We start from the raw sequence: 20,914 nt of genomic DNA, 5'->3' as shown, positions 1-20,914 counted from the left end.
CTCCAGCGACCAAGAATCGACCTTAATTGCCGGAGCTAAATAAGCGCAAAAAAACGTTCATATCGAGTCGTAACAACCAAAAGCAAACGATAAAAACACCGAGACTAAGGTTATTTATCGTACTTTGCGAACCTGGTCACAACAGAACGGCAGATTCAGTTTTTTATCGTAAATTAACGTCTAGTCAAGTGGTGAGCAGGATCTACATTTATAACAAAAAGCCCACAGAGCTTATTTCAAAAAGAATTAAGAGTAAGTAAACACTAACTAAAAGGCATCAACAAACAGAAACTTGCGACATACTTCAATGTGGAAAATCTGCATATAAATACATACAAACAGGCAGAATTAACGTTTATGACGTAACCTTGATGCATTTTAACGTTTTTAACGGGAAACTAAATTGATTATTAACTCTGTAACGTGTTTTCTTAGTCCTGCCTAAGGCCTACAGGCCACTCTATCGCTTCTTTCGATTTAAGTAGTTCAAGAGGTAGGCCTTTAAGAATGGTTATCACTGGATAACATTCCATCCATAAGTGAAACGAAAGCAAATAGTAAGGAACAGCTATGCTTGCCAATATTAAAAAAACAGCACTAGCAACAGCAATTATTGCAACTGCTACTACAGGTTTTGCATCAGTAGCAAACGCTGCAGAACGCAGTGAGTTGACTATCCACCCTAAAGAGTACACAACTTTTGTACGTAACTTTAACCCGTACTTAGGTGCTACTAACCTACATACAACAACAGACTTCCTATACGAGCCTCTAGTTGTATTCAACGAAATGCACGGTAACACTCCTGTTTTCCGCCTAGCTGAAAACTTCAAAATGTCTGACGACCTAATGAGTGTGACTTTTGACATCCGTAAAGGTGTTAAGTGGTCTGACGGTGAAGCTTTCTCTGCAGACGACGTAGTGTTCTCTTTCAATCTAGTTAAGGAAAAGCCAGAGCTAGATCAAAGTGGTATCAACTCTTGGGTATCAAGTGTTGAGAAACTAAATGACTACCAAGTTCGTTTCCGTCTAACTGAAGCAAACTCTAACGTACCTTACGAGATTGCTAAAGTACCTGTAGTACCTCAACACGTATGGAAAGACGTGAAAGATCCAGCATCATTCACTAACGAAAATCCAGTTGGTTCAGGTCCGTTTACTGAAATCGATACTTTCACAGCTCAACTTTACATCCAGTGTGCTAACCCTAACTACTGGGATGCAGACAACCTAGATGTTGACTGTCTACGTGTACCTCAAATTGCTAACAACGACCAGTTCCTAGGTAAAGTTGTAAACAGCGAAATGGACTGGACATCTTCGTTCGTTCCAGATATCGACCGTACATACGCAGCGGCTAGCCCTAAGCACCACTACTGGTACCCGCCAGCAGGTACTCAAGCATTCGTAGTTAACTTCAAGCACCCTGATGCAGCGAAGAACGAAGCACTAAACAACGTTGAGTTCCGTCGCGCATTCTCTATGGCTCTTGACCGTCAAACAATTATCGATATCGCTTTCTACGGCGGCGGTACTGTGAATGACTTCGCATCTGGTCTTGGCTACGCATTCGAAGCTTGGTCTGATGAAAAAACTCACAACAAATACAAAAGCTTCAACACTTACAACGCTGAAGGCGCGAAAAAGCTTCTTGCTGACGCTGGTTTCAAAGATGTAAACAAAGATGGTTTCGTTGACACTCCATCAGGTAAGTCTTTCGAACTTCTAATTCAATCTCCTAATGGCTGGACTGACTTCAACAACACAGTTCAACTAGCAGTAGAGCAACTGAACGAAGTTGGTATTAAAGCGAAAGCTCGTACTCCAGATTTCTCTGTGTACAACCAAGCAATGCTTGAAGGTACGTACGACGTAGCTTACACGAACTACTTCCACGGTGCGGATCCATACACGTACTGGAACAGCGCGTACAACTCTTCACTACAATCTGGTGATGGTATGCCTCGTTTCGCGATGCACTTCTACAAAAACAACAAGCTAGATGGTCTACTAAATAGCTTCTACAAAACAGCAGATAAGAACGAGCAGCTAGAAATCGCTCACGGTATCCAGCAAATCATCGCTGCAGACCAAGTTACTATCCCTGTGATGTCTGGTGCTTACATGTACCAATACAACACAACTCGCTTCACTGGTTGGTGGAACGAAGAAAATCCTAAGGGCCGTCCAAACATCTGGGCTGGTATCCCTGAGCGTCTACTTCACGTACTGGACCTAAAACCAGTTAAATAAGTAATCGTTCAATCCTCGCGGCGTAATTTCTTACGCCGCCTATAAAATCCCCCGCACTCATTTTGAATGTATGGCGCTAGTCGTCAGGGGGTTTTTCGTTCCAAATTTTCGCTAGGAACGACCTGAATCCAGAAACAGGGAAACAGTCTGGGTGAGTAAGGTGTGAGTTATGGGTTATTTTTTAAGACGTTTGTCATTTTATTTTGTCGCGCTATTAGTTGCAGCGACGTTAAACTTTATTATTCCTCGAGCAATGCCTGGTGACCCAGTTACCATGATGTTTGCAAACGCGTCAGTTCAGGTTACACCTGAGCGTATCGCAGCAATGAAAGAACTATTGGGCTTCGTTGATGGTGGCCTTTTTGTTCAATACATTGCCTACATGAAAAATATTTTAAGCTGGGAGCTAGGTACATCGATTCAGTTCTACCCTCTTTCAGTTAACGCACTTTTAGGTAGTGCATTCGGCTGGTCGCTATTCTTAGCAGGTACCGCTGTAATCATCTCTTTCTCAATCGGCTCGATTCTTGGAATCTTTGCAGCATGGAAGCGTGGTAGCAAATACGACACTTTCGTTACTCCTGGTATGCTCATCATTCAAGCCGTTCCTCAAGTTGTAATAGCTATGATTGCAATGTTTACCTTTGCAATTGGATTAAAGTGGTTCCCAACAGGCTATGCCTATACTGCAGGTACAATGCCAGATTGGACGAGCTGGGAATTCATTAAAGACGTCGCTTATCACGCCGTATTACCTCTTTTCTGTGCATCCGTCGTACAAATTGGTGGCTTCCTAGTCAACATGCGTAACAACATGATTAACTTACTTGCTGAAGACTACATCACGATGGCAAAAGGTAAGGGTCTAAGCGAGAACCGCGTTGTATTTAACTACGCTGCTCGTAACGCAATGCTACCAAGTGTGACTGCTCTTTCTATGTCTCTAGGTATGGCTATCGGTGGACAGCTAATCATCGAAATTATCTTTAACTATCCTGGTCTAGGCAGCGTACTTTTCAACGCAATTACAGCTCGTGACTACCAAGTTCTTCAAGGTCAGCTACTTATCATGACGCTATTCATGCTGTTCTTTAACCTTCTAGCTGACATGCTCTATGTTGTTCTTGACCCTCGCCTACGTAAGGGAGGCAAATAATTATGAAAGGCATTATTAAACTAATTTGGGGTAACCCTGTAGCATTAATCGGTGTGTCTATTCTTAGCGTGTTTCTGTTTATCGCGCTGGCTGCACCATTAATTACTAAACACGCACCGGATAAACGTACCGGCAACCCGCATGAATACCCAGGCTTTGTTGTGAAATCTGCACAATCAAACCCAACAGGTTGGATTGCAGAAAATTTAGCTGATGACCGTCGCACTCTAATCATGTCGAAAAAGGCAGACCACGTACTAGGTACATCACGTATGGGTCGTGATATCTGGTCTCAAGTGGTTTACGGAGCACGTGTATCGCTAGCAGTAGGTTTCGGTGCAGGTCTAACTGTATGTTTCTTAGCAACTGTAATTGGTGTATCTGCAGGTTACTTTGGCGGTCGAGTTGATGACATTCTGACAGCAGCGATGAATATCATGCTGGTTATTCCTCAGTATCCTCTACTCTTTGTTGTTGCAGCATTTATTGGCGAAGCTGGTCCACTGACCATTGCCCTCATTATAGGGTGTACTTCCTGGGCTTGGGGTGCACGTGTCGTGCGTTCACAAACTTTAGCTTTACGAGAAAAAGAGTTTGTTAAAGCTGCAGAAGTACTTGGTGAGTCTTCTTTCCGAATAATCTTTGTCGAAATTTTACCTAACCTAATCTCTATTGTAGGTGCGAGCTTCATTGGTTCAGTTATGTACGCAATCATGATGGAAGCAACCATCTCCTTCTTAGGACTTGGTGACCCGAACACAATTAGCTGGGGCATCATGCTTTACAACGTACAAACGTCTTCATCAATGCTTATCGGCGCTTGGTGGGAACTACTAGCTCCATGTATCGCTTTAACACTACTGGTAACTGGCCTAGCGCTACTTAACTTCGCTGTTGATGAGATTGCTAACCCACAACTTCGTTCTCACAAAGGTATGAAGCGTTGGAAAAAACTAGCGGCTCAAGATAAGAACGAACGCGAACCAGAACTACCACCACAAAATGCACTTTGGAGCGGAGATAAATAATCATGTCTGAACCACTAATTTCTGTCCGCAACCTATGCGTTGACTATATTACTGAAGCTGGCGATGTTCGTGCGTGTAATAACGTTAGCTTCGACATTGCCCCTGGTGAAGTGTTTGGCCTAGCTGGCGAGTCTGGCTGTGGTAAATCAACGGTAGCATTTTCTCTAATGCGCCTACACAAGCCGCCAGCATTTATCACCAGCGGTGAAGTTATCTTCAATGGTGAAAACATTCTTAACTACAGCGACGAGCGCATGCAGATGTTCCGCTGGAGTGAGATGTCGATGGTTTTCCAAAGTGCAATGAACGCTTTGAACCCCGTATTGCCAATGGAAGAGCAGTTTTGTGACGTAATTATGCGTCACACTAACATGACTCGAGAGCAAGCAAAGAAACGTGCTGAAGGACTACTTGAAATTGTAGATATTCACCCTAGCCGTTTAAGTGATTACCCACACCAATTCTCTGGCGGTATGCGCCAGCGCTTGGTTATCGCAATTGCACTCGCGCTAAACCCTAAAATGATCATCATGGATGAACCAACGACAGCTCTGGATGTTGTGGTTCAACGTGAGATTCTTCAGAAGATTTATGCACTTAAAGAAGAGTTTGGTTTCTCTATTCTTTTCATCACGCATGATTTGTCACTCATGGTCGAATTCTCTGACCGTATCGGCATCATGTATTCGGGTGAATTGATCGAGGTCGCTAACTCTCAAGATATTCTAGAGAACCCTTACCACCCTTATACAAAAGGGTTGGGTAGTTCTTTCCCACCACTGGTTGGTCCTAAAACTAAGCTAGCAGGCATCCCAGGTAACCCTCTAAACCTTTTAGAAATCCCTCAAGGCTGCCGTTTCCAAGCGCGCTGTGATCGTGTGCATGAAGCATGTACCAAGGTACCAACAACATTACGCCAAATCGAGCAAGGCCACTTGTCTAATTGCCACCTTTATGGTGATCCAATTGCACAAGCAAAGGTCTAGAGACTCTCAATAACTAAAGCAAGCTTGGCAGTAATAAGGATTTTCTGGAGACAATTATGAGCAAAGAATTCGGTCAATTATTAGTGGAAGGTAAGAACGTCGTTAAAGACTTCCCTATTAGCAGTACCACTATACAAACTCCGATGATGCGTGCGATCAACGACGTATCATTCAAAATGTACAAAAGCCGCGGTTTAGCCGTTGTTGGTGAATCAGGTTCTGGTAAATCAACAACAGCCAAAATGATCGCAAAAATGTATGCACCTTCGGGCGGTACCATTGAATATAAAGGTCGTGATATCCAAGAAATTTCGAGTAAGAAAGATCTTATGCACTACCGCGAAGGCGTACAGATGGTGTGGCAAGACCCGTTTGGTTCCTTAAACCCAACACACAATATCTTCCACCATATTGCTCGTCCTTTACTAATCCATAAAAAGGTCACACCAGGGAACAAGAAAGAGCTAGAGGAACGTGTCTACGATCTTCTTGAGCAAGTAGGCTTGATCCCACCAAAAGAAACAGCCGCTAAATACCCGCACCAACTTTCAGGTGGTCAGCGTCAACGTGTCAACTTAGCACGTAACATTGCGGTAGGTGCTGAAGTAGTACTAGCTGATGAACCAACCTCGATGCTAGACGTTTCAATTCGTGCAGGTGTACTAAACCTCATGGAAGAAATGAAGTTTGAGAAGCAAATGTCTCTACTTTACATCACTCACGACATCGCTACTGCTCGTTACATCGCTGAAGATTTGTCAGTTATGTATGTCGGACACATGGTTGAATGGGGTGACACAGATGAAGTAATCGCTAACCCTCAGCACCCATATACACAATTGCTTGTATCAGCAGTTCCAGATCCTAAAAAGTCTATCCACGAAAAGCTAGCAGGCAACAAAGGGGAAATTCCTCTATGGACGCCTGAGTCAGCAGGTTGCCCATTCGCTGGTCGTTGTACTCACGCAACTGACAAGTGTAAAGAGCAACTTCCTGGTGTTACTCAACTTGGAGAAAACCACTTCGTGCGTTGTTACCTACACGAAAGTTGATCTCGCAACACTGGCTAGAGCCATAGCGGCTCTAGCTATTTTTAAACACCTAACAGTACCTAGCCACAGAAAACTGGGACTCTCGGAGAAATTGGATGCTTCTACTTACCAACCACATTGGTTACGAAACTCACGGCCCAAAACAAGCAATCTTACAAACTAGGAAAGAGCGCTTATCAAGTTATACAGCTCTTCTTGTTTGCGCTGATGATCATATGACGGTCGCAAGTTTTGAGATTGAGAAAACCGGTCGAGTAGCCAATTGGCACCAAGGTCAGTTCTTTACCGTTGATTTTAGTTCTGTCGAGAAACCCGGCCGTTACTACCTTCGTTCTGACAACTTGCGCTCCGAAGTTTTCACAATTGGCGATAATCTATTAATGAAGCATACTTTCTCTGATGTGCTTCATTACTTCAAATCTCAACGATGTGGTGGCATTTTCGATAAAAAAGATCGCCAAGCCACACTGCTCAACACTGATATTCAAGTTGACGTTCACGGTGGTTGGTATGATGCTTCCGGAGACCTCAGCAAATATTTTAGCCACCTTTCTTACGCTAACTACTTAAACCCTCAGCAAATTCCAATGGTAGTTTGGAATATGCTAAAAAGCCTACAACTCACCGACAATCAAGAAGGCTTCCCTGCATTTTCTAAAGTTCGATTAACTGAAGAAGCCCTGTTTGGTGCAGATTTCCTTGTTCGAATGCAAAGTCCAGAAGGCTTCTTCTATATGACCGTATTCGACAAATGGAGCAAAGATATCGAGCAACGCGATATTTGCGCCTATGCCACGCAAGATGGCCACAAATCTGACGACTTTCAAGCAGGTTTCCGTCAGGGTGCTGGAGTCGCGATTGCCGCATTAGCGTCTGCTTCGAAGCTAGAGCAAGCCGGTGACTTTACCAGTGAGCAATACCTAAAAACCGCAATAAAAGGTTACTGGCATTTAAAAGAATTCAACACCCGATACCTTAACGATGGTACAGAAAATATCATCGACGAATATTGTGCGCTTCTTGCTGCTACCGAGCTGTACTCCGCTACTAGAGATAATGAATTCTTATTAGAAGCTCGCCATTGGAGCCAACGCTTAATTCAGCGTCAGTGCTCTGATGAGCAATTCAACCACTTTTGGTCTGCGAACTCAGATGGCTCACGCCCCTATTTTCACGCAGCGGAAGCTGGTTTACCTGTGATTAGCCTATGTGAATACGCAGCCATCGAAGTAGACCACAATTTACTCATTAAAACTCAACAAGTTATTGAGCAAGCTTGCCAGTTTGACGTTGAGATCACTGACAAAGTCAACAACCCATTTGGTTACCCTCGTCAATACGTCAAGTCTGTTGGCAGCTCTAAACGTGATGCATTTTTTGTGGCACAAGACAATGAAACTGGCTATTGGTGGCAAGGCGAAAATGCACGTTTAGCGTCTCTATCAAGCATGGCTTACATCGCTCAGCCACACATTAAAAATCCAGAACTTAAAGTTAGATTAATCAAACTTGCTCAAAACTGCTTTAACTGGGTTCTAGGACTAAACCCTTACGACATGTGCATGCTAGATGGTCATGGACACAATAACCCAGATTACCTACCGCAGCTTGGTTTCTTCAATGCAAAAGGCGGGGTATGTAATGGTATTACAGCTGGCTTTGATGATGAACAAGACATTGCTTTCAACCCACCAGGTCAGAAAGACGACATGCTGCAGAACTGGCGATGGGGAGAACAATGGATTCCCCATGGCGCATGGTTCCTATTGGCAACATCTGCCCAATTTCATTTCTTAGCCACTTCTAAGGAGGTTTCTCAATGAGTCTCTATTATGTGGGAATTGATGGTGGCGGCACGTCTTGCCGAGCTCGAATACGAGACGAACAAGGTGTACTGATAGGCGAAGCAAAGAGCGGCAGTGCTAACATTTTGCTAGGCACTAATGTGGCGATGGATTCCATACTTTCAGCTATTTCTGACGCCGCTACTCAGGGCGGGTTGAACCGAAATCATTTCAAAGATATGCACATTGGGCTGGCCTTAGCCGGTGCAGAGCAAAAGTCAGCTTGGCATGAGTTCATGGCACTCCCTCACCCTTTTGCTAGCGTAACTTTAAACACAGATGCCTACGGTGCATGCATCGGGGCTCACAATGGTGAAGACGGTGCCATTATGATTGGTGGTACTGGTTCCTGCGGTATTTATCTACAAGGTCACACTCAGCACGTTGTAGGTGGACGAGAGTTCCCTATCTCTGACCAAGGGGGGGGCGCAGTCATGGGGCTTAGGCTCATCCAACAAGTCTTACTTGCTGAAGATGGTATCCGAGAAAAAACGCCTCTGTGCGAGCACGTCATTGCTCATTTCAATCAAGATGTCGATCAAATTGTTGCTTGGTCTAAAACCGCGATTCCCAAGGATTACGGTCAATTTTCACCAGCAATATTTAAGTTTGCAGACCAAGGTGATGCATTGGCAATAGAGATGTTAAAGCACACGGCTGCGGATATTGAAATGTTTCTAGTGGCACTGAATCGTAAAGGCGCACAGAAAATTTGTCTAATGGGAAGTATTGCGGAGCGTATTCTTCATTGGCTATCACCGCCAGTACAACAATGGGTGGTTCCTGCACAGTTTGACGCCATTGAAGGTGCGCTGATGTTCGCAGGTAAACCTCAACATAACTTGTACTCATAAGGCGTATTCAGGAAGATATTATGAATTATCGAGTTGATTTAGCCGTTTTATCCGAACAAAAACAAACGTGTCGGTTTGGTTTAACCGTCCATAACTTGAGTGATCAAGATCTAGAGAATTGGTCATTACATTTTGCTTTTGACCGTTTCATCATGCCAGATAGTTTATCCCAAGGTTCTCTCAATCAAACGGGAAGTTTCTGCTCAGTGCATTCAGAGTCATCGGTACTAAAAGCAAACCACCATTTTTATTGTGAATTTAGCATTCAAAGCGCGCCTTTTCGTTTTTACTCCGACGGGTTCAATGATGCATTTATCAAGCACATTAAGAATGGAGAACCACAAACTATTCCAGTAGACGTTTCTCCTATCGTTCTTGCATCGCCTTACCGCGAAAGAAGTTCAATACCAGAAGTATCTGCGGCGCCAATGGCGTTAATTCCCCAACCTAATTCATGTGAGTTAAAAAACGGTCGATTTACATTATCACCAGGCTCGTTAATTCAAGTCGAATCCTCCTTAGCCAATAATGCAACTCAGTGGCTGCAACAAGAACTAGACTCAAACTTTTCTCTTCAACTCGACACCACTAGCGAAAAAGGTTCAATACAGTTCAAGAGCAACCCTACACTAGACAAAGGCGAATATAAGTTAAGTGTTGGTTCAGAAAGCATCATTGTTGAATCGGGTTCCCGTTCTGGTTTCACTCACGCGGTTGCGAGCTTAATCCAACTCATTTCCACCTCATCAGAACAAACTCTGTATTTACAAAGTTGTATGATTTCCGATTCTCCAAGATTTAAATATCGTGGAATGATGTTGGACTGTGCACGCCACTTCCATAGTGTTGAGGAGGTCAAAAGACTGATCAACCAACTCGCTCACTATAAGTTTAATACTTTCCATTGGCACCTGACCGACGATGAAGGTTGGCGAATTGAGATCAAACGTTTTCCAGAATTGACAGATGTTGGCGCATGGCGTGGCTTAGAACACGCATTAGAGCCGCAATATACGCATCTATCAGAAAGTTATGGGGGTTATTACACCCAAGAAGAAATCAAAGATGTAATCGAATTCGCTGAGAAAAGAGACATCACAGTAATCCCAGAAATTGATATCCCAGGTCACTGTAGAGCTGCCATCAAATCTTTACCTCATCTTCTGGTTGAAGATGAGGACACAACAAGCTTTAAGAGCATTCAGCACTATACCGACAATGTTTTGAACCCTGCTTTACCTGGTACTTACGAATTTTTAGACGCAGTGCTAACTGAAGTCTCTGAGCTTTTCCCGAGCAAACTAATTCATATGGGTGCCGACGAAGTCCCTAATGGCGTCTGGGCAGAAAGCCCGGCAGCTCAAGCTTTAATGAAAGAGCAAGGCTATTCAGATAGTAAAGAACTACAAGGACACCTATTCCGATACGCTGAGAATAAACTCAAAGAGTTGGGTAAAAGAATGGTTGGCTGGGAAGAAGCGCAACACGGAAACAAAGTAAGTAGAGAGACCATTATCTACTCGTGGCTCAGTGAAGAAGCCGCTGTCAATTGTGCTCGTCAAGGTTTTGATGTCGTGCTTCAGCCGGGACAATATACCTATTTAGATATGGCTCAAGATTATTCACCGGAAGAACCAGGAGTGGATTGGGCATCCGTCATTCCACTCGAGCAGGCTTATAACTACGAGCCATTATCCGATGTCCCAGAAAGCGACAAAATTAGAAAGCGTATCAGAGGCATCCAATGCGCTCTTTGGTGTGAAATTATCACTAACCAAGAACGTATGGATTACATGATTTACCCACGTATCAGCGCGCTAGCTGAAGCGTGTTGGACCGACAAAGATAACCGAGACTGGCTTAACTACCTGTCACGTTTAAAAGGGCACCTATCGTTATTAGACCGATTTGGGATCCAATACCGAAACCCTTGGAAATAATCTAGCAGCTTAGGGACGGCTCCCCCCGAACGTCACTAAGCAATATCAATTTAGTAAGTTTGACTGCCAATTGTTGCAGTTTGTTAAAAAGGAAATGACAATGAAATACGGCTATTTCGATAACGACAATCGCGAATACGTCATCACTCGCCCTGACGTACCTGCGCCATGGACTAACTATCTAGGCACAGAGAAATTTTGTACTGTAATTTCTCACAATGCGGGCGGCTATTCGTTTTACAACTCTCCAGAATATAACCGTGTTACTAAGTTCCGCCCGAATGGCACTTTTGACCGTCCAGGACACTATGTTTACCTACGTGACGATGAAACTGGCGATTACTGGTCTATCTCTTGGCAACCAGTCGCAAAAAGCTTAGATGAAGCTAGCTACGAAGTCCGTCATGGCCTTTCATACTCAAAATTCAAATGTGAGTACAACGGAATTACGGCTACGAAAACGCTTTTCGTGCCAAAAGGTGAAGACGCGGAAGTATGGGACGTAGTGATTAAAAACACGACTGATAAGCCTCGTACTATCAGCACATTCTCATTCGTTGAATTCTCTTTCAGTCATATTCAATCTGATAATCAAAACCATCAAATGTCTTTGTATTCAGCTGGAACAGAATACAAAGAAGGTGTATTAGAGTACGACCTTTACTACAACACCAACGACTTTGAAGGGTTCTACTACCTAGCGTCCACTTTCGATCCAGACAGCTACGACGGCCAGCGCGACAACTTCCTTGGCATGTACCGCGATGAAGCTAACCCAATTGCAGTAGAAAACGGTAAGTGTTCAAACAGCGCTCAAACTTGTTACAACCATTGTGGCTCTTTACATAAACAATTTGTCATTCAGCCAGGTGAAGAGGTTCGCTTTGCGTACGTACTAGGTATCGGTAAAGGTAATGGTTCTCGCTTACGTGAGAAGTATCAAGATGTTGCAAATGTCGATGCGGCATTCCAAGGAATTAAAGACCACTGGAACGAGCGTTGTGACAAATTCCAGGTTAAATCGCCAAACGAAGGCCTAGACACAATGATCAACACATGGACGCTATACCAAGCAGAAACATGTGTGGTTTGGTCTCGTTTCGCTTCGTTTATTGAGGTTGGTGGACGTACAGGTCTTGGCTATCGTGATACTGCTCAGGATGCTATTTCAGTTCCTCACGCCAACCCAGAAATGACTCGCAAACGTATTGTGGATCTTCTTCGTGGTCAAGTAAAAGCCGGTTACGGTTTGCACCTCTTCGATCCTGACTGGTTCGATCCAGAGAAAGCAGATGTAGAACCTTCTAAATCTCCGACGGTTGTTCCTACTCCATCTGACGATGACAAAATCCATGGTATCGAAGACACATGTTCAGATGACCATCTATGGATCGTTCCAACAATCATTAAGTATGTGGTTGAAACTGGTGAGCATAGCTTCTTCGATGAAGTTATCCCTTACGCAGACGGCGGTGAAGCCACGGTTTATGATCACATGAAAGCGGCGCTTAATTTCTCTGCAGAATACGTTGGTCAAACCGGTATTTGTAAAGGCCTACGCGCTGACTGGAATGACTGTTTGAATTTAGGCGGTGGCGAGTCGTCTATGGTTTCTTTCCTACATTTCTGGGCTCTGCAGGAATTCATTGATTTAGCTAAGTTCAAAGACAATCAACAAGATGTAAGCACTTACACCGAAATGGCCGCTAACGTACGTGAAGCGTGTGAAACTCACCTTTGGGACGACGAAGGTGGCTGGTACATCCGCGGTCTTACAAAAGATGGTGACAAGATCGGTACAGCTCAACAAGCTGAAGGCCGCGTACACCTTGAGTCAAATACACTCGCCGTTTTATCCGGTGCGGTTTCTCAAGAACGTGGCGAAAAAGCGATGGATGCGGTGGATGAAAACTTATTCTCAGAATACGGTCTACACCTGAACTCTCCTTCTTTTGCAACTCCGAACGATGATATCGGCTTTGTAACTCGCGTATATCAAGGCGTGAAAGAAAACGGTGCAATCTTCTCTCACCCTAACCCATGGGCATGGGTTGCAGAAGCGAAGTTAGGCCGTGGTGACCGTGCGATGAAGTTCTATGATGCACTAAACCCATATAACCAAAACGATATGATCGAAACGCGTTATGCAGAACCATACTCATACGTACAATTTATCATGGGTAAAGATCATCAAGATCATGGCCGCGCAAACCACCCTTGGCTAACTGGTACGTCTGGCTGGGCATATTTTGCTGTGACCAATTTCATTCTGGGTGTACGAACAGGATTCGAAGGTCTAACTGTTGATCCTTGTATCCCGACAGACTGGCCTGGCTTTGAGGTTACTCGTCAATGGCGTGGGGCAACTTACAACATTAAAGTTGAAAACCCGAACTCAGTGAGCAAAGGCGTTAAATCTATCACTATTAACGGTCAAGCGGTACAAGGCGCAATCCCTGTACTAGAGGAAGGTAGCGTAAATGACGTAGTAGTCGTTTTAGGCTAATTGCTTCTAAGCCGAGCCTCACACTGTAAAGGCTCGGCTAACAGAGGCCTCAAAAGGATTTCAAAATGATCAAATTTGGTACAGGCGGTTGGCGCGCTTTCATTGGTGAAGAGTTCACCCGAGATAACGTACGCTTGGTTGCACAAGCATTGGCAAACATCATAAAAAATGAAAACGCTGCAGAAAATGGCTTTGTTATTGGTTACGACCGTCGTTTTCTTTCCGACAAAGCGGCATGTTGGTTTGCTGAAGTACTCGCAGCAAATGAAGTAACAGTTAGCTTTATCGATAAGTTTGTTCCGACACCAATCGTGATGTTCAAAGCTAAGGAGATGGGTTGTACTTACTCTGCATGTATTACGGCTTCGCATAACCCAGCAGACTACAATGGCATTAAAGTCTTTATTGAAGGCGGTCGTGATGCCGATGAAATAATTACTCAGAAGATTGAGCAACAAATTGCGACAATTTCACTTGATGATGTTAAGTGGGTAGAGTTCGAGCAAGCACTTAACGATAAAACCATTAAAGTCATCAACCCAATGAATGAGTTCGTTGATTCAATCATTAACTTTATTGATATCGACTCAATCAAAAAAGCTAACCTACGCGTACTTATTGATCCAATGTTTGGCGTGGCGAAAAATGCTCTACAAACCGTATTGATCAATGGTCGCTGTGACGTCGACGTGATCAATGATGGCAAAAACCCAGACTTCGGCGGCTTGATGCCTTCACCAAGTGCTGCAACTCTATATCGCCTCAAACACTTAGTCGCTGCTGAAGGCTACGACATCGGTATTGGTACCGATGGTGATGCTGATCGACTTGGTATTATCGATGAGAAAGGTAACTTCATTCACCCTAACGAAGTGTTGCTTCTTCTTTATTACTACCTATTGGAATACAAAGGTTGGAAAGGCTCAGTTGTACGTAATATTGCGACGACACACTTACTCGATAAGGTCGCAGCAGATCACGGAGAAAAAAGCTTTGAAGTGCCAGTAGGATTCAAACATATTTCCTCTCAGATGGAAGCGGATGACTCTCTAATTGGTGGAGAAAGCTCAGGCGGACTGACTATTCGAGGTCACATTAAAGGTAAGGATGGCGTTTTCGCTTCCAGCCTTTTAGTCGAAATGATCAGCGTAACAGGCAAAAAACTATCGGAACTACTCGGTGAAATCTACGGTAAATACGGTTATGCCTATACAGCTGAAGGCGACTGTACATTCAAGCCATCTGAAAAAGAAACGCTTTACAGTAAGATTTACGTAGAGAAACAACTGCCTGAATTTGAATTCGAAATTGAGAAAGTCAGCTATGAAGACGGCGCTAAAGTCTACTTCAAGAACGGCGGTTGGGTTATTGCCCGCTTCTCAGGAACAGAACCGTTACTGCGAATTTTCGCAGAAATGGAAGACAAAGACACTGCTGAACGTGTTCTTCAACAAGTGAAAGATTTCCTAGCTCTATAATTTATGCCAAGGACTTATCACTGCCTTTCTCGCTTGAGAACCCTATAGGTGAAGAACGCTTGCCCAGTATCAAATAGGTACTGGGCTTTTTTATAACATTAAAATGCCAATACCCCGTTGGTATCCACTTTAACCGCTACCAGCTGACCTACCTCTAAAGCTTCAGAGGAAGTTGCAAGCAGCTTCTGACCATTTGCTTCGATCACATAGCGACAATGATCCCCCATGAACTGCTGCTCTAGCACTGAAATAGTGCTTTCTTCCCCCGCACTCACTTGAATGTGCTGAGGGCGTAGCAATAGCTCGCAGTCAGAGTCCAATTCGATATCAGTTTGAGGTTTCGCCTCAATAACACCGAGATCTGTCTCAAATTCTTGCGGCGAAAGGCGCTTCGCTTTTAAGTAGCTACCGCCTCCTAAAAAGTCTGCAACAAACTTGCTCGAAGGGTGATAATAAAGTTCAGATGCCGAACCATATTGCTCAATCACACCATGGTTCATGACCGCCATCTTATCTGAAAACGCGAACGCTTCTTCACGGCTATGTGTCACAAAGATGGCAGTAACGCCCTGCTTCTTAAAAATCTTTCTAATTTCAGCGATTAGTTCATGACGAACTTGCGTATCAATATTTGAAAACGGTTCATCTAGTAACAGTAAATCTGGTTTGTAAGCAAGGGAACGAGCGATAGCGACTCGTTGTTGCTGCCCACCAGAAAGTTGGTGAGGGTAACGATCACCAAAGCCACCTAGATGGACCAATTCGAGCATTTCACTGACTTTATCACGCTTCTCCGCATCCGAAAGCCCACGCAGTCCAAAGGCGACATTTTCATAAACCGTCAAATGAGGAAACAGAGCGTAATCTTGGAAAATCATTCCAATATTACGTTTTTCAGGGGGTAACCAATTGTGGCCGTCATCAATCGTTTGGCAATTTAGGTTCATTACCCCACTACTCAAAGGCAACAATCCTGCTACGGCTTTCAACAAGGTTGTTTTACCACAGCCACTTGCCCCTAAAAGACAAACAATTTCACCGTGTGCAACCTCAAGAGAGAGAGACTCTAAAACCGTTTGAGATTCATATTTACAGGTCAAATTTTTAATGGAAAGTGCACAACTCATCAGTGTTTTTGCTCCAAAGAACGGTTAACAATAACCAAAGGAATCAAGCCAACTAGAACCAAAAGTACAGCGGGCATTGCCGCTAATTCTAAATGCTCATCCGACGCATAGTTATAAACATAAGTCGCTAAGGTTTCGAAATTAAATGGACGCAGTAGAAGTGCCGCGTTTAATTCTTTCATTGATTCTATAAACACAAGTAATGCCGCAATTAGTGCACCACGTTTAATCAACGGGAAATGTATGCGTTTCAACATTTGATTGGTATTGCACCCCATGGTTTTCGATGCCATATCCAGTGATGGTGACACCTTGCTTAGGCTACTTTCAATACTGCCAATCGCAACCGCAGAGAAACGTACAACCAACGCGAAAATCAGCGCAAACATCGAACCTGAGAAAATAAGCCCAGGTCGCCCCCAATCCATCATTTTCGCCACATCATTTACGACATGATCCATGGTGATCACTGGCACCATCACTCCAATAGCAAGCACAGTACCTGGTACAGCGTAGCCCATCGAAGATAAACGCATAAAGCTCACACTGTGTTTACTTGGGCTTACTCGGTGATAAAAGTTCACCGTCAAAGCCACAAATACACCGATTACAGCAGCTGCCAAAGAAACGAACAAACTATTCAGAGCATACTCTCTAAACTCTGCCGTCCAACTTTGAGCAAAGTAATGATAGGAATACAAACATAGCTGCAACAATGGGAAAATAAATGCGACCGCAACGAGTCCCCAGCACCATGTCAGAGCAAACCACTTCTTCCAACCTTCTAGCTCATAACGGAAATCTTCATGGCTAGAAAACTGACTTTGAAATAACTTCTGCTTACGTCGACTATAACGCTCTGCGCTCAGCAGTAAGATGACTATCACTAACATTAGCGCAGAAATCTTAGCCGCAGCGGTTAAATTCGAATAGCCAAGCCAGGTATCGTACACTGCCGTTGTCAGCGTATTCACCGCAAAGTAGCTTACCGTACCAAAATCACCAATAGTCTCCATCGCCACCAGCGACAAGCCGACAGCCATAGATGGACGAACAAGCGGTAATGAAATGCGTCGAAAACTTTCCCACGGAGAACACTTAAGCAGCCTTGCAGATTGAAGCAGTGAGACATTCTGCTCCATAAAAGCGGCACGACATAGTAGGTAAACATATGGGTAGAGTACTAATGACAAAACAAAGATAGCACCAGATAAAGTTCGAATATCAGGAAACCAGTATTCGCCTGGTCCCCAGCCAGTCACACTTCTCAGCCATACTTGAATTGGCCCGGCAAAATCAAACCAATCCGTAAAAATGTAACCAATAATGTAGCCAGGCATGGCGAGCGGCAGTACGAGCGCCCACTGCAGCCATTTTTCGCTAGGAAGGCGGCACATCGCCATAAACCAAGCGCTTGGAATACCAAAAATGAGAGAGAGCACCATAACACCGAAGACAAGAACGATAGTGTTATAGGTATAAGTAGGCATCACAGTCGACATTAAGTGACTGAATACTTCGTCTGTTTCGCCAACCGCGGTATAGAAGATCGCTAAGATCGGCAAAACCAGCAGCAAAGCAAAGCTTAAACTACTGGTTTTTAGTAGATAGTTTTTTTCTTTCATTAGCCTAATTTACAACAAGGCTGTATGAAATATAAATGCTTTTGCAAATACATCTCATATCCCTTTAAAAAACAGGGGTACAGTTATACCCCTAGATTCGATTAAAGGTCAAATTTCACTTCGTCTAGAAGTTTGATTGCAGCAGCGTGATGCTCTGCAATTTCATCTAGAGAAACAGTATCTGATTTGAAGTCACCCCAAGAAGCCACTAGGTCAGAACGCTTAACGCCTTCTTTCACTGGGTACTCGTAGTTCACTTCTGCATACATGCTTTGTGCTACGTCACCAGTCAAGAACTCCATAAGCTTCACAGCATTCTCTTTGTTTGGAGAGTACTTCGCCATCGCCATACCAGAGATGTTTACGTGAGTACCAGTTGTTGCTTGGTTAGGGAAGTTAATGTAAACCGCATCAGCCCAAGCTTTTTGCTTCTCGTCATTAACCATCTTACCTAGGTAGTAGCTGTTACCTAGAGAAACGTCACATAGGCCTTCTTTAATTGCTTTAACTTGAGCACGGTCATTACCTTGAGGCTTACGAGCTAGGTTAGCTTTAACGCCTTCTAACCATTCTTTAGTTTCAGCTTCGCCTTTATGAGCAATCATAGAAGAAACTAGAGAAACGTTGTATGGGTGCTTACCGCTACGAGTACAGATTTTGCCTTTGAATTCTGGCTTAGCTAAATCAGCGTAGTTGAATTCTTCACCTAGCTTACCAACACGGTCACGTGAAGAGTAAACAGAACGAGTACGTGTAGTTAGAGCAAACCACTCGTTTTCAGTGTCTTGGTATTGAGCTGGTACGTTAGCTTCAATGATTTTGCTATCAACCGCTTGAACTAGACCTTTGTTAGTTAGCTCAGCTAGACGGCTGATATCTACTGTTAAGATAACATCCGCAGGGCTGTATTCACCTTCTTGAGCTAACTTTTCTGCTAGACCCTTTTTAGCAAACTTAACGTTTACTTTGATGCCAGTTTCTTTAGTGAATTCGTTGAACATTGGCTCAACAAGGAAAGGCTGACGGTAAGAGTATACGTTTACTTCTTCAGCAGCGATTGCAGCTGTTGGTGCAATAACGCTACAAGCTAATGCTGAAAGAGTTAGCAGTTTTTTCATGGGTAAAGTCCTTTATATCGAAATGATAATGTCTATCAGTTGCGTTATTATATTCATCAATAACGTAATTACAATGATCATGGACAAAAAAACCTGCCTAATAAGGCAGGTTTTTAACTCATTATTTTGTAACTGTTTATTACTTCACACTATTACTTTACAGTCACAAACTCTGGGTATGCGCCAACACCACAATCGTGCATATCCATGCCTTCAAGTTCTTCATCTTCACTGACACGAATACCCATCGTTGCTTTCAATACAGCCCAAACCACTAAGCTAGCACCGAATACCCAAGCAAAAATTATCGCAGCACCTAGTAGTTGAGCGCCAAACGTTGCATCACCGTTGCTTAGTGGCACTACCATTAAGCCAAAGAAACCACATACACCGTGTACAGAGATAGCACCCACTGGATCATCAATCTTGATTTTGTCTAATCCAATGATGCTGAAGACGACAAGTGCACCCGCAACCGCGCCGATAGATACAGCATACAGCGGAGATGGAGATAGAGGGTCTGCCGTAATTGCAACCAAGCCAGCTAACGCACCATTTAACACCATAGTAAGGTCAGCTTTACCCCAAGTCGTTTTACATACGAATAGAGCTGCAATTGCGCCAGCGGCCGCCGCTGCATTGGTATTTAGGAAGATTTGACCCACTGCTGTCGCGTTTTCAAAATCAGAAACCATTAGCTGAGAACCACCGTTAAATCCAAACCAGCCAAACCACAGAATAAATGTACCTAACGTCGCCAACGGCATGTTTGAACCTGGAATTGGGTAGATCTCACCATTTTTACCATATTTACCTTTACGAGCACCTAGTAGTAGTACTCCAGCCAACGCTGCTGCTGCACCAGCCATATGAACAATACCTGAACCAGCAAAGTCACTAAATCCAGCCTCTGATAGGAAACCACCGCCCCATGTCCAGTAACCTTCCATTGGGTAAATGAAGCCCGTAAGAACGACTGAGAAAATTAGGAATGACCATAACTTCATACGTTCAGCTACCGCACCTGAAACGACCGACATCGCTGTGGCTACAAATACCACTTGGAAGAAGAAATCGGATTCTAAAGAGTGATCTGCACCTTCCCCCTGAGTACCAATCAACGCCCCAATAGAAGGCAACCAGCCACCTTCACCGTTATCGACATACATGATGTTATAGCCAACAATCAGGTACATAGTACAAGCGATAGCGTAAAGGCAGATGTTCTTAGTTAAAATTTCAGTTGTGTTTTTTGAACGTACTAGTCCGGCCTCAAGCATGGCAAAACCTGCTGCCATCCACATTACTAACGCACCTGAAATGAGGAAGAAAAAAGTGTCTAGTGCGTAACGTAATTCCGTTACTGTTGCTGAAAGTTCCATATCAATATCTCCTAATCCATTAATTCTTAAAGTGCTTCAGCATCCATTTCGCCAGTACGAATACGAACCGCTTGGCTCATGTCGTATACGAAAATCTTACCGTCACCAATTTTTCCTGTATGTGCAGCTTTTGTAATCGCTTCAACTACACGGTCAACATTCTCTGCTTGCGTTGCAATTTCTAGTTTTACTTTTGGCAGAAAATCGACTTGGTATTCCGCTCCACGATAAAGTTCTGTGTGACCTTTTTGACGGCCAAAACCTTTCACTTCCGATACGGTCATACCTTCAATACCTACATCCGCTAGGGCTTCACGAACGTCGTCTAATTTAAATGGTTTAACAATGGCGTTAATAAGTTTCATAGCATTTCCTCTAAGCTGCACGCTGTAATCCGTTAACACTTACATTACAATCAAGTAGCATGCCAATTAACTAACACATTGATTAAAAAGAAAATATCCATTTCCACATCATAAAAAACAAAAAGGCCGCACCATATAGGTGCAGCCTTTTCACTAAATTAAAGCGTCATCATTGTCTTGCTCCATAACAGAGCAAAAAC

At 43.7% G+C, this 20,914-nt stretch carries 15 protein-coding genes; 10 read left to right on the top strand and 5 right to left on the bottom strand.

Annotation, left to right across the window (positions count from 1 at the left end; translation table 11 throughout):
* The first annotated feature begins 570 nt into the window (after window positions 1-570).
* The 10 genes from ACHUFI_RS07280 to ACHUFI_RS07235 all read left to right on the top strand — a co-directional run bounded on the left by ACHUFI_RS07280 (window position 571) and on the right by ACHUFI_RS07235 (window position 15,097).
* Window positions 571-2,253, top strand: coding sequence for an ABC transporter substrate-binding protein (locus ACHUFI_RS07280; protein WP_394247697.1), 1,683 nt, complete (start codon window positions 571-573; stop codon window positions 2,251-2,253).
* 169 nt (window positions 2,254-2,422) lie between these two features.
* Window positions 2,423-3,409 (top strand): ABC transporter permease, encoded by a 987-nt coding sequence (locus ACHUFI_RS07275; RefSeq protein ID WP_394247695.1) that lies wholly within the window; start codon window positions 2,423-2,425, stop codon window positions 3,407-3,409.
* A 2-nt stretch (window positions 3,410-3,411) separates the two neighbouring features.
* A complete protein-coding gene (locus tag ACHUFI_RS07270; protein ID WP_394247693.1) occupies window positions 3,412-4,437 on the top strand; it encodes an ABC transporter permease in 1,026 nt (341 codons plus the stop codon).
* A gap of 2 nt (window positions 4,438-4,439) precedes the next feature.
* Complete coding sequence (locus tag ACHUFI_RS07265) at window positions 4,440-5,423, top strand: ABC transporter ATP-binding protein (RefSeq protein WP_394247691.1); 984 nt, start codon at window positions 4,440-4,442, stop codon at window positions 5,421-5,423.
* 56 nt (window positions 5,424-5,479) lie between these two features.
* Window positions 5,480-6,475 carry an ABC transporter ATP-binding protein gene (locus ACHUFI_RS07260; protein WP_394247689.1) on the top strand — a complete coding sequence of 332 codons (996 nt, stop codon included), beginning with the start codon at window positions 5,480-5,482 and terminating at the stop codon, window positions 6,473-6,475.
* Between the two features lie 95 nt (window positions 6,476-6,570).
* Window positions 6,571-8,298 (top strand): glycoside hydrolase family 9 protein, encoded by a 1,728-nt coding sequence (locus ACHUFI_RS07255; RefSeq protein ID WP_394247688.1) that lies wholly within the window; start codon window positions 6,571-6,573, stop codon window positions 8,296-8,298.
* Window positions 8,295-9,173 carry a glucosamine kinase nucleotide-binding domain-containing protein gene (locus ACHUFI_RS07250; protein ID WP_394247686.1) on the top strand — a complete coding sequence of 293 codons (879 nt, stop codon included), beginning with the start codon at window positions 8,295-8,297 and terminating at the stop codon, window positions 9,171-9,173. Before ACHUFI_RS07255 ends, ACHUFI_RS07250 begins: the two co-directional genes overlap by 4 nt.
* Window positions 9,174-9,193: 20 nt before the next feature.
* A complete protein-coding gene (locus tag ACHUFI_RS07245) occupies window positions 9,194-11,113 on the top strand; it encodes a beta-N-acetylhexosaminidase (protein ID WP_394247684.1) in 1,920 nt (639 codons plus the stop codon).
* Window positions 11,114-11,213: 100 nt separating this feature from the next.
* The gene (locus tag ACHUFI_RS07240; RefSeq protein ID WP_394247682.1) at window positions 11,214-13,619 is read left to right on the top strand and encodes a glycoside hydrolase family 94 protein; all 2,406 of its coding nucleotides are present in this window, start codon (window positions 11,214-11,216) and stop codon (window positions 13,617-13,619) included.
* Window positions 13,620-13,684: 65 nt separating this feature from the next.
* The gene (locus tag ACHUFI_RS07235; RefSeq protein ID WP_394247680.1) at window positions 13,685-15,097 is read left to right on the top strand and encodes a phosphoglucomutase/phosphomannomutase family protein; all 1,413 of its coding nucleotides are present in this window, start codon (window positions 13,685-13,687) and stop codon (window positions 15,095-15,097) included.
* Window positions 15,098-15,195: 98 nt separating this feature from the next.
* Here the strand turns inward: ACHUFI_RS07235 and ACHUFI_RS07230 are convergent, their stop codons facing one another.
* The 5 genes from ACHUFI_RS07230 to ACHUFI_RS07210 form a co-directional block, all read right to left on the bottom strand.
* Window positions 15,196-16,224 (bottom strand): ABC transporter ATP-binding protein, encoded by a 1,029-nt coding sequence (locus tag ACHUFI_RS07230; protein WP_394247678.1) that lies wholly within the window; start codon window positions 16,222-16,224, stop codon window positions 15,196-15,198.
* On the bottom strand, window positions 16,224-17,849 hold the full coding sequence (locus ACHUFI_RS07225; RefSeq protein ID WP_394247676.1) for an ABC transporter permease: 1,626 nt from the start codon (window positions 17,847-17,849) through the stop codon (window positions 16,224-16,226). Before ACHUFI_RS07225 ends, ACHUFI_RS07230 begins: the two co-directional genes overlap by 1 nt.
* Window positions 17,850-17,950: 101 nt before the next feature.
* Window positions 17,951-18,967, bottom strand: coding sequence for a Fe(3+) ABC transporter substrate-binding protein (locus ACHUFI_RS07220; RefSeq protein ID WP_394247674.1), 1,017 nt, complete (start codon window positions 18,965-18,967; stop codon window positions 17,951-17,953).
* Between the two features lie 152 nt (window positions 18,968-19,119).
* The gene (locus tag ACHUFI_RS07215; protein ID WP_394247672.1) at window positions 19,120-20,349 is read right to left on the bottom strand and encodes an ammonium transporter; all 1,230 of its coding nucleotides are present in this window, start codon (window positions 20,347-20,349) and stop codon (window positions 19,120-19,122) included.
* Between the two features lie 26 nt (window positions 20,350-20,375).
* Entirely contained in the window at window positions 20,376-20,714 is a 339-nt protein-coding gene (locus ACHUFI_RS07210; RefSeq protein WP_394247670.1) for a P-II family nitrogen regulator, read from the bottom strand.
* Window positions 20,715-20,914 lie beyond the last annotated feature (200 nt).

It is taken from the genome of Vibrio profundi (genome assembly GCF_043642225.1).
Taxonomy (GTDB): Bacteria; Pseudomonadota; Gammaproteobacteria; order Enterobacterales; family Vibrionaceae; genus Vibrio; species Vibrio profundi_A.
This window is presented reverse-complemented; position numbering and strand designations above follow the sequence as displayed.

Excerpts from the sequence above, each read along its gene's own strand:
- ACHUFI_RS07230 (WP_394247678.1), bottom strand. The coding sequence starts at position 16,224 with ATGAGTTGTGCACTTTCCATTAAAAATTTGACCTGTAAATATGAATCT.
- ACHUFI_RS07270 (WP_394247693.1), top strand. The coding sequence starts at position 3,412 with ATGAAAGGCATTATTAAACTAATTTGGGGTAACCCTGTAGCATTAATC.
- ACHUFI_RS07245 (WP_394247684.1), top strand. The coding sequence starts at position 9,194 with ATGAATTATCGAGTTGATTTAGCCGTTTTATCCGAACAAAAACAAACG.
- ACHUFI_RS07275 (WP_394247695.1), top strand. The coding sequence starts at position 2,423 with ATGGGTTATTTTTTAAGACGTTTGTCATTTTATTTTGTCGCGCTATTA.
- ACHUFI_RS07260 (WP_394247689.1), top strand. The coding sequence starts at position 5,480 with ATGAGCAAAGAATTCGGTCAATTATTAGTGGAAGGTAAGAACGTCGTT.
- ACHUFI_RS07210 (WP_394247670.1), bottom strand. The coding sequence starts at position 20,714 with ATGAAACTTATTAACGCCATTGTTAAACCATTTAAATTAGACGACGTT.
- ACHUFI_RS07235 (WP_394247680.1), top strand. The coding sequence starts at position 13,685 with ATGATCAAATTTGGTACAGGCGGTTGGCGCGCTTTCATTGGTGAAGAG.
- ACHUFI_RS07280 (WP_394247697.1), top strand. The coding sequence starts at position 571 with ATGCTTGCCAATATTAAAAAAACAGCACTAGCAACAGCAATTATTGCA.
- ACHUFI_RS07265 (WP_394247691.1), top strand. The coding sequence starts at position 4,440 with ATGTCTGAACCACTAATTTCTGTCCGCAACCTATGCGTTGACTATATT.
- ACHUFI_RS07250 (WP_394247686.1), top strand. The coding sequence starts at position 8,295 with ATGAGTCTCTATTATGTGGGAATTGATGGTGGCGGCACGTCTTGCCGA.
- ACHUFI_RS07240 (WP_394247682.1), top strand. The coding sequence starts at position 11,214 with ATGAAATACGGCTATTTCGATAACGACAATCGCGAATACGTCATCACT.
- ACHUFI_RS07220 (WP_394247674.1), bottom strand. The coding sequence starts at position 18,967 with ATGAAAAAACTGCTAACTCTTTCAGCATTAGCTTGTAGCGTTATTGCA.
- ACHUFI_RS07225 (WP_394247676.1), bottom strand. The coding sequence starts at position 17,849 with ATGAAAGAAAAAAACTATCTACTAAAAACCAGTAGTTTAAGCTTTGCT.
- ACHUFI_RS07255 (WP_394247688.1), top strand. The coding sequence starts at position 6,571 with ATGCTTCTACTTACCAACCACATTGGTTACGAAACTCACGGCCCAAAA.
- ACHUFI_RS07215 (WP_394247672.1), bottom strand. The coding sequence starts at position 20,349 with ATGGAACTTTCAGCAACAGTAACGGAATTACGTTACGCACTAGACACT.